Source organism: Aeromonas sp. LsrichE-8G (assembly GCF_022869435.1).
Taxonomy (GTDB): domain Bacteria; phylum Pseudomonadota; class Gammaproteobacteria; order Enterobacterales; family Aeromonadaceae; genus Aeromonas; species Aeromonas caviae.
The window spans coordinates 83685-92656 of record NZ_JALIHH010000012.1; the positions used below are offsets into that span (position 1 = coordinate 83685).

9 protein-coding genes are annotated in these 8972 nt (G+C 65.6%); 4 read left to right on the forward strand and 5 right to left on the reverse strand.

Features of this window, described 5'->3' with window-relative positions:
- The first annotated feature begins 187 nt into the window (after positions 1–187).
- The 3 genes from MUW49_RS03800 to pepE all read left to right on the forward strand — a co-directional run bounded on the left by MUW49_RS03800 (position 188) and on the right by pepE (position 3629).
- Entirely contained in the window at positions 188–2167 is a 1980-nt protein-coding gene (locus MUW49_RS03800) for a sensor histidine kinase (RefSeq protein WP_201871812.1), read from the forward strand.
- Position 2168: 1 nt separating this feature from the next.
- Positions 2169–2780, forward strand: a complete 612-nt coding sequence (locus MUW49_RS03805) for a response regulator (protein ID WP_201871794.1) — start codon at positions 2169–2171, stop codon at positions 2778–2780.
- A 120-nt stretch (positions 2781–2900) separates the two neighbouring features.
- A complete protein-coding gene (gene pepE, locus MUW49_RS03810; RefSeq protein ID WP_182957197.1) occupies positions 2901–3629 on the forward strand; it encodes a dipeptidase PepE in 729 nt (242 codons plus the stop codon).
- A 66-nt stretch (positions 3630–3695) separates the two neighbouring features.
- On the opposite strand, the gene MUW49_RS03815 is transcribed toward pepE, so the two are convergent.
- From MUW49_RS03815 to MUW49_RS03825, 3 genes are read right to left on the reverse strand one after another with little or no spacing between them, the layout of a single operon-like run.
- Positions 3696–5234: a DHA2 family efflux MFS transporter permease subunit gene (locus tag MUW49_RS03815; protein ID WP_103858720.1), complete on the reverse strand. Its 1539-nt coding sequence runs from the start codon at positions 5232–5234 to the stop codon at positions 3696–3698.
- A 1-nt stretch (position 5235) separates the two neighbouring features.
- Entirely contained in the window at positions 5236–6303 is a 1068-nt protein-coding gene (locus MUW49_RS03820) for an HlyD family secretion protein (protein ID WP_103244376.1), read from the reverse strand.
- 37 nt (positions 6304–6340) lie between these two features.
- Entirely contained in the window at positions 6341–6769 is a 429-nt protein-coding gene (locus MUW49_RS03825; RefSeq protein ID WP_045523708.1) for a MarR family transcriptional regulator, read from the reverse strand.
- Between the two features lie 122 nt (positions 6770–6891).
- Here MUW49_RS03825 and fumC point away from each other — a divergent pair, with 122 nt between their 5' ends.
- Positions 6892–8283 (forward strand): class II fumarate hydratase, encoded by a 1392-nt coding sequence (fumC, locus tag MUW49_RS03830; protein WP_161470761.1) that lies wholly within the window; start codon positions 6892–6894, stop codon positions 8281–8283.
- Between the two features lie 131 nt (positions 8284–8414).
- On the opposite strand, the gene MUW49_RS03835 is transcribed toward fumC, so the two are convergent.
- Entirely contained in the window at positions 8415–8837 is a 423-nt protein-coding gene (locus MUW49_RS03835; RefSeq protein ID WP_244812418.1) for a VOC family protein, read from the reverse strand.
- Positions 8834–8972: transposase (locus tag MUW49_RS03840; protein WP_210537942.1), on the reverse strand; the 139-nt coding region annotated here is incomplete at its 5' end. The genes MUW49_RS03840 and MUW49_RS03835, both read right to left, overlap by 4 nt.

Sequence of the window (8972 nt, forward strand, 5' to 3'; positions counted from 1 at the left end):
ATTGTGGTTTTCCACATACCGGGAGCCGGGTTGATCCAGCGCAATAAAAAATGCCCCAGCCCTGCTGAACTGTGACCGGGGCGGCGTTTGCTGCTCCTCCCGGCCCCGTTCGCGTGCAAGCGCACGTCCCGGTGATAGACTGCCCCCTTTGCACCGAGAGGAGAGCCCCCTGCACGCCCCAGTCCCCTTGCCCCTGCTCAGCCTGCTGCTCTGGCTCGCCCTGTCAGCCCTGCCGCTGCGGGTGCAGGCCGCCCCGACCCCCTCTTCACCAGCGCCAGTCCGACAGGAATCCGCCCCATCCCAGGCCACGCCGGTGCAGACCATGGCCGAGCCGATACGCATCGGCGTGCTGGCAACCCGCGGCCCGGCCCTGGCCAGAGCCCAGTGGCAACCGCTGTTGCGCTGGCTGGCACTGCGCGTGCCCGACCATCGCTTCGTGCTGCATCCGCTGGGGCTCGATGAACTGGCCGAGGCCGTCGCCCGCGAGCACCTCGATTTCGTCATCACCAACCCGGGCCAGTCGGTGAGTCTGGCGCGCCAGTACCCACTGGCCTGGCTCGCCACCCTCAAGAGCCCGGCCGGGGGGGACAATCTCGCCATCGGCGCGGCGCTGGTGGTGCCCGCCCGGGCCCCCTACCGACACTGGCGTGACCTCGAGGGGCAAGCGGTCGCAGCCGTTTCGGAGAACGCCTTCGGCGGCTACCTCGCCTATCGCTTCGAGGCGGGCGAACAGGGGGTCAGGCTGGAGCGCTTCTTCTCCACCGTGCAGTTCACCGGATTTCCACTGGATCGGCTCATCGAGCGGCTGGCGGCAGGGGAGGTGGCCGCCGCCATCATACCGGTGTGCCAGCTGGAGCGCATGGAGCGGGAGGGCAAGGTCGCCAGGGGAGCGTTTCGGGTGCTGGACGATCAGGCGCCGGCCGGCTTTGGTTGCCAGAGCTCGACCCGGCTCTACCCCAACTGGTCCTTCGCCAAGACAGAGCGGGCCTCCCCCGCGCTGGCACTGGCGGTGACTCGTGCGCTGTTCGACCTGCCCTCTGATAGCGAGGCGGCCATCGCCGCCGATTCGGCGGGCTGGACCGTGCCCACCAGCGAGCTTGCCATCGACCGCCTGCTCAAGGCGCTGGATCGCCACCCGCTGCAGGGCCCCTGGTGGCAAGCGGCCTGGCACTGGCTGCGCCAGCATCAGCAGTGGGGATGGGGCGCCCTGGCGCTGGTACTGCTGCTGGGAGGCCACCACCTGCTGCTGCAATACCTGTTCAACCGCAGCCAGCGCCGGCTGCTCAAAGCCCGCCACCAGCTTGAGCAGAAGGGACGCCAACTGGCACAGGCCAGACGACTCGCCGAACTGGGTGAGCTAGGCGCCAACGTGGCCCACGAGATCAATCAGCCCCTCAGCGCCATCGCCAACTACAGCCAGGGGGCACTGCTGAGACTGGACAGATTGGCACAGGATCCGGCCCAGTCTGCCGCCCAGGCCTCCCTGCGTCAGGCCCTGGAGCAGATAGGGCGCCAGGTCCAGCGCATCACCCAGACCGTCAACCGGCTCAGGGCCCGACTGCAAAAGCGCCCTCCCCGCGTCGAGCCTTGCGACCTGCTCACCCTGGTGGCGGAGTTGCGCCCCCTGCTGGAGCAGATGCTGGCGCCCCTCGACGTCGCCTTCACCCTGCACTGGCAGGGCCAGCCGCGCCGACTCCCTCTGGATGGCACCGGGATGGAGCAGTTGCTGGTCAACCTCATCAAGAATGGCGCCGAGAGTGCAGCGAAGAGAGCGGCGCAGAGGGCAGCTAAGAGTGCAGCGAAGAGTGCGCACCCCGCTGTTCACTCCCCTGCTCACCCCCCTACGCAAGCAGCGGCGCAGGCGCCTGCCCGGGTCGAGCTGCTGATCGCCTTCGAGGCGCAGAGCCTGCTGCTGGAGATCCGCGACAACGGCGCTGGCCTGAGCGTCCCCGCCACCGAACTGCAGCAGGCGTTTTACAGCGACAAGCCGGACGGCATGGGGCTGGGGCTGGCCATCTGCCGGGAGGTGGTCGAGAGCCATCGCGGCCAGTTCAGCCTGGAGAACCTGAGCCCCCACGGCTGCCTGGCCCGGGTCACCCTGCCCGTGCCGCCACCCGAGGATCACACCTCAGCCACCCCCACCCACCATCCAACACCGAGTAACTGAGATGACGTTTCCCTCCCGCCCCCCGCTCTATCTGGTCGATGACGACGAGGCCGTGCTCGACTCCCTGCGCTACATGCTGGAGAGCTGCGACGAGCGACAGCTGTTCAGCTTTACCGATGGCGAGCGCTTCCTGGCCGAGGTCGATCTGCACCAGCCCGCCTGCCTCATTCTCGACTGCCGCATGCCGGGGCTCTCTGGCCCCGAGGTCCAGCAGCGGCTGAAGGCGGCCCAGAGCCCCATCGCCATCCTGTTTCTCACCGGCCACGGCGAGGTCCCACTGGCGGTGGAATCCCTCAAGCTGGGGGCGGTGGATTTCTTGCAAAAGCCGGTGCAGCTGGCCCCCCTGCTCGCCGCCATCGAGCGGGCCGATCAGGCGACGCAGGCGGCGGCCACCCGCCTCGCCCAGCTGGCCGCCTTTGAGCGCCTCACCCCGCGCGAACGCCAGTTGTTGCAGCTCATCGCCCGGGGCCACAAGAACCAGCAGATAGCGCAGGATCTCTGCATCTCGGTGCGCACCGTCGAGGTGTGCCGCGCCAGCCTGATGAAACGCCTGGCGGTGAACTCCCTCGCCGAGATGCTGCTGCGCTACGCGCAGGTGAACGAACAACTCTGAGTGGCTTGCAACCGTACAAAACGGGCAGGGATCACACATTTGGCGCTTCGATGGCGGTAGAGTGCCCTCTTCTCTTCACCAGGATCGCTCGGGTCCTGCGCCTTGTTTCGAGGACACATCATGGAACTGCTTCTGCTCAGCAACGGTAAAACCACAGAACACCCCGGCCTGCTCGGCTGGGCCCGCGACCGGGTGCAAACCCTGCTCGCTCGCAACCAGGTCAAGCGCATCCTGCTCATCCCCTACGCGGTGATCCGCTGCGACTGGGATGCCCGCGCCCGGGAGCTCACCGAGAGTCTGGGGGTGGACGCCATCAGCATCCATCACTTCGACGATCCGGTGGATGCCATCAACCGGGCCGACGCCATCTTCATCAGCGGCGGCAATACCTGGCTCCTGAACCAGCGGCTGCACGAGTATGGTCTGGTGGTACCCATCCAGCGTGCGGTGCGCGAGCGGGGCGTGCCCTATGTGGGCTGGAGCGCCGGCTGCAACGTGGCCACCCCCAGCATCCGCACCACCAACGACATGCCGGTGTGCAGCGCCGTGGTGCTGCCTGCGCTGGGGCTCTTCCCCGTGCAGATCAACCCTCACTATCTGGACGCCAGCATCAGCGGCCACATGGGGGAGACCCGGGACGAGCGTCTGGCCGAATTCTGCGCCATCAACCCGAGCGAATCCGTGGTGGCCCTGCGCGAGGCGAGCCTGTTGCAGATCGGCGGCAATCACATCGAGTACTGGAGTGCCCGGGGCGAGACCTTCAAGATCTTCAAGCACGGCGAACCCATCCGGGAATACGGGGACGCTGCGCCTCTGGCAGCGCTCACCCCCTTCACGCCGGCACGCTGATCCTGCCAAACGACAGAGGGATGGCCTGCGCCATCCCTCTTTCTTTGTTGCTCGCCCCTTCGTGATTCACTCCAGAATGGCCATCTCCTCCCGAGAGCCGCTGCGCCCGGGAGCCCTCAGCAACACCACCAGCGGCACGGCGCACAGGCTGACCCACATCATCAGGCGAAAATCCTGCAGGTAGGCGAGCAGGCTGGCCTGCCGGGTCACCTCGCCGTTGATCATGGCCAGCCCCTTCGGCGTCATCAGCTCCGCCATGCCCCCGCCCTGATGCAGGTTGACATTGAACGGGGTGATGTAGGCGGCGAACGCCTCGTGGTTCATCTGGGATCGCTGGGCCAGATAGGTGATCACCACCGAGATGCCGATGCTGCTGCCGATGTTGCGCACCAGGCTGAACAGCGCCGTCCCCTCGTTGCGATAGCGCGGCGCCAGGGTCGCAAAGGTGATGGTGGAGAGGGGCACGAAGATGAAGCCGAGCCCCAGCCCCTGGATGATGCCGGTGCGCACTATGTCCCAGCTGCCGATGTCCGTGTTGAACAGGGTCATCTCCCACATGGAGAAGCTGGTGAGCAGCAGCCCTGACAGGATGAGGTAACGGGCGTCCACCCGGCCCGACAGCCTGCCCACCAGCATCATGGCAACCATGGTGCCCACCCCGCGCGGGGCGAGCAGGTAACCCACGTCGATCACCGGGTAACCCATCAGCCCCTGCATGAAGGGAGGCAGCAGCGTCATGGTCGCCAGCAAGATGATGCCGACGATGAAGATGAAGAGCAGACCGACGCTGAAGTTGCGATCCCGGAACAGGGCCGGTTCTATGTAGGGGTGCGGGTGGGTGAAGATATGCACCACGAAGAGGTAGAACGCCATCACCATCAGGGCGGTCTCGATGACGATCTCCCGGCTGGCGAACCAGTTCTGGGACTCTCCCCTGTCCAGCGCCATCTGCAACGCCCCGATGCCGAGACTCAGCAGGGCGAACCCCAGCAGATCGAAGCGGCGGCTGGCATCGATCTTCGTCTCCTCGATGAAGGCGGCAAGTCCGAACCAGGCCAGCAGGCCGAACGGCAGGTTGATGTAGAAGACCCAGCGCCAGTTGTAGTACTCGGTGAGCCAGCCCCCTAGCGACGGCCCCAGAATGGGGCCCACCATGACCCCTATCCCCCAGAGCGCCATGGCGGAGCCGTGCTTCTCTGGCGGATAGGTGTCCAGCAGCACCGCCTGTGAGAGGGGCACCAGACTGGCACCGAAGATCCCCTGAAGCAGGCGGAACAGCACTATCTGATCCAGGCTCTGGGCCGCGCCGCACAGCATGGAGGCAACGGTAAAGCCCGCCACCGACCACATGAACAGCCTTTTGCGGCCAATTCTTGCCGAGATGAAACCGGTCAGCGGCATGAAGATGGCGGCCGCCACTATGTAGGAGGTGAGCACCCAGGAGATCTGATCCTGGGTCGCCCCCATGGCTCCCTGCATGTGGGGGAGGGCGACGTTGGCGATGGTGGTGTCCAGCGCCTGCATGATGGTCGCCACCATCACCGACAGGGTGATGAAGGTGCGACGGGAAGCCTGGTCTGCCTGCCCTGTGGCTGCGCTCGTCATATCAACCTCGACCTGACAGGCCAGGCAGGGTGCGCTGATGGCCGGTGTCTATCTCGGCGGTGGCACTCAGACCCGCCCTCAGGGTGGGCAGATCCGCTCCCGAATCCAGCTTGATCCGCACTGCCACCCGCTGGGCGATCTTGACCCAGTTGCCGGTGGCGTTCTGGGCCGGGATCACCGAAAACTCGGAGCCTGTGGCCGGGCTCAGGCTCTCCACCACCCCGGTCCAGTGCGCATCGGGGTAGGTATCCACACTGATGTCCACCTTCTGGCCAGGTTGCACATGGGTCAGCTCCGTCTCGGTGAAGTTCGCCTCCACCCAGGGGGTGTCGGTCTCCACCAGCATCATGGCGGTCATGCCCACCAGATTGTACTGGCCGGGCTTGGGCAACTGGCTGACGATGCCGTTGGCGGGGGCATAGATGGTGGTGCGAGCCAGATCCAGCCTGGCCTTGGCCAACTCGGCCGCGGCCTCCTGATAGGCGGGCTGCTGCTCCACCGGCAGGTTCACGTCCCCGCTGAGGGAGGCTTCAATCTTCTTGAGCCCCTCCTCCAGCGCCACCTGCTGCTGGGCGGTCTGTATGGTGAGCTGGCGGGCATCGTCGTAATTGGCGGTGGAGGTGAAGTGCCTGGTCACCAGATCCGCCTGGCGATGCTCCTCCTTCAGGGCATAGGCATGGCGGGTGCGGGCCACGGCGATCTCCGCCTGCTGGCCGCGATAACTGGTCTGCAGCGCCACCAGATCGGTGCGCACCTTGGCAAGTTCCGCCTCGGCCTTGGCCACGGCGACCCGGAAGGACTCCTGATCCAGCTCGAACAGCGGCTGGCCAGCCCGGACCTGCTGGTTTTCCTCGACGAACACCTTGGCCACCCGGCCCAGCACCTCGGTGCTGATGGGGACCTTGTCCGCCTTCACATAGGCGTTGTCCGTCTCCACATAGCGCCCGCCCTGCAGGTAGATAACGCCCGCCCCGATCAGGGCCAGTGCCGGCACCACCACCAGCAACAGCAGGCGGGTGCGGCGCCGGTTGGCGGCGGGACGGGAGGAAGAGGGGGAATCAGTGGTCATGATATGGCTCCACGTTGGTTGGCATCACAGGAAAGCATCAGAGGTGGCCGAGGTTGGCACGCAGGATCTTGAGGGAGCGGCACAGCGCCTCGGTCGCCTCCTCCCCCAGCTCGCCGATGGCCCTCTGATGCACCAGATCGGACGCCTGTTTGATCATCGCCAGATAGGGGGCGGCCCCTTCGGTCAGATGGAGCTGATAGGCCCGCCTGTCATGGGGGTCGCTGCGCCGCTCCACCAGGCCGCTCTCCGCCAACTGATCGAGCTGACGGGCCAGGGTGATGGGCTGGATGTCGAGCCGCTCCGCCAGATCCACCTGGCGGATCCCTTCGCTGCGTGCAATGTGCACCAGAGCCCTGGCCTGGGCCAGGGTGAGGCAGCTTCCCTCCAGCTGCTGCTGGAACTGGCGGCGCATCAGGCGCTGGACGTCGCCGATGAGAAAGCCAAGGGTGTCCGGTTGTTTGTTCATGATATGCAACCTATATAGTAAGCTTTACTTATTATATGCGAAGCGTATCCATGTGCAAGCTGGCCCCGGCCGCCGTTTGGGTTCATGCTGGGTGCCACCACCTCAACGGCAGGAGACACGTCATGGATATCAGGATGGAGCGGGACAGCCTGGGGGAGATAGCCGTCCCGGCGGACAGGCTCTGGGGGGCCCAGACCCAGCGCTCCCTGCATCACTTCAACATCTCGGGGGAGCGCCAGCCCATGGAGATCATCCATGCCCTGGCCCGCATCAAGTCCGCCTGCGCCCGGGTCAACCACGCCCTGGGGCTGCTGCCGGCCCGCAAGGCCCAGGCCATCATGGCCGCCGCCGACGAGATCCTGCGCGGCCTGCACGACGCCGAGTTTCCCCTGATGGTGTGGCAGACCGGCTCCGGCACCCAGACCAACATGAACCTCAACGAGGTGCTGGCAAACCGGGCCAGCGAACTGCTCGGCGGCCCCCGGGGGGAAGCGCGGCTGGTGCATCCCAACGACGAGGTAAACAAGAGCCAGTCCAGCAACGATGTCTTTCCGAGCGCCATGAACCTGGCGGCGGTCACCGCCATCACGCAGCGGTTGCTGCCAGCCCTCGCAGCCCTGAAGCAGACCCTGGCAGGCAAGGCCGCCGCCTTCGACCACATCGTCAAGATTGGCCGCACTCATTTGCAGGATGCCACTCCCCTCACCCTGGGCCAGGAGATCTCCGGCTGGGTCGCCCAGCTTGAACAGGGGGAGCGCCATCTACGGGCCGCCCTGCCCCATCTGTGCGAGCTGGCGCTCGGCGGCACCGCCGTAGGCACCGGCCTCAACTGTCCTCCCGGCTTTGCCGAGGCGGTGGCCAGGACCCTGGCCGAGCAGACCGGCCTGCCGCTGGTGAGCGCCCCCAACAAGTTCGAGGCCCTGGCGGCGAGTGACGCCCAGGTTCACGCCCACGGTGCGCTCAAGACGCTGGCAGCCTCCCTCATGAAGATCGCCAACGACGTGCGCTGGCTGGCGAGCGGCCCCCGCAGCGGGCTGGGGGAGCTGCTCATCCCCGAGAACGAGCCTGGATCCTCCATCATGCCCGGCAAGGTCAACCCGACCCAGAGCGAGGCCCTCACCATGCTCTGCGCCCAGGTGATGGGCAACGATGTGGCCATCAACATCGGCGGTGCCAGCGGCAACTTCGAGCTCAACGTGTTCAGGCCCATGATCGCCTACAACGTCCTGCAGAGCGTGCGGCTGCTGGCGGACGGCATGCAGAGCTTCCACGACCACTGCGCCGTCGGCATCACCCCGAACCAGGCCAGGATCGACGATCTGCTCTCCCGCTCCCTGATGCTGGTGACGGCCCTTAACCCCCATATCGGCTATGACAAGGCGGCCGAGATCGCCAAGCGGGCGCACCATCAGGGACTGAGTCTGCGGGAGGCGGCCATTGCCTCGGGCTACCTCAGCGCGGAGCAGTTCGATGCCTGGGTGATCCCCGCTGACATGGTGGGTCGCACGTCATAAGGCAGCGCAGCGCACGGCAATCCCATGCCCGGGGCATACCAGCGCAGGTGGCAGGCGCAGCAAATAGGGACAGTGATGGGAAATAAAGATGAAAAGGGTGCCATGGCGCCCTTTTCATTGCAGATCTGCCGTCAGGTCTTGCTCTGGCAGTTGAACATCCAGTGGGTGCCGAACTTGTCCACCAGGGATCCGAAATAGTCACCCCAGAACATCTCCGCCAGCGGCATCTCCACCTTGCCTCCCTCGGCCAGGGCTGCGAACAGGCGATCGGTCTCACCCCGGCTGTCCGGCTCCAGGTTGAGGTAGCTGTTGTTGCCCTGCACCAGGGTGAACCCCATGCTGGCCGGAGCATCAGTGCCCATCAGCACGTGACCCCCAAGGATGGGCAGGGCCACATGCATCACCAGCTCCCCGTCTTCCTCCGATAAAGGGGGCTGGCCCGGGCAACCCGGGGACTCCTTGAACCTGTGGATGGGGCTGCTGAAGTCACCGCCGAACACTTCGCGATAGAAGAGGAAGGCAGCCTCCGTCTCCCGGGCAAAATTGAGGTTCATCGCGGCTTTCCGGGGAAGGCCGCCTTGATTTTCAGAAAAAAGTATTCTGAGTCCCTAAATCCATATGCCATACGCTTTATCACTTTGATCTTGTTGTTCACCCCTTCCAGCACACTCGTGTGCATCGGGTAGTTT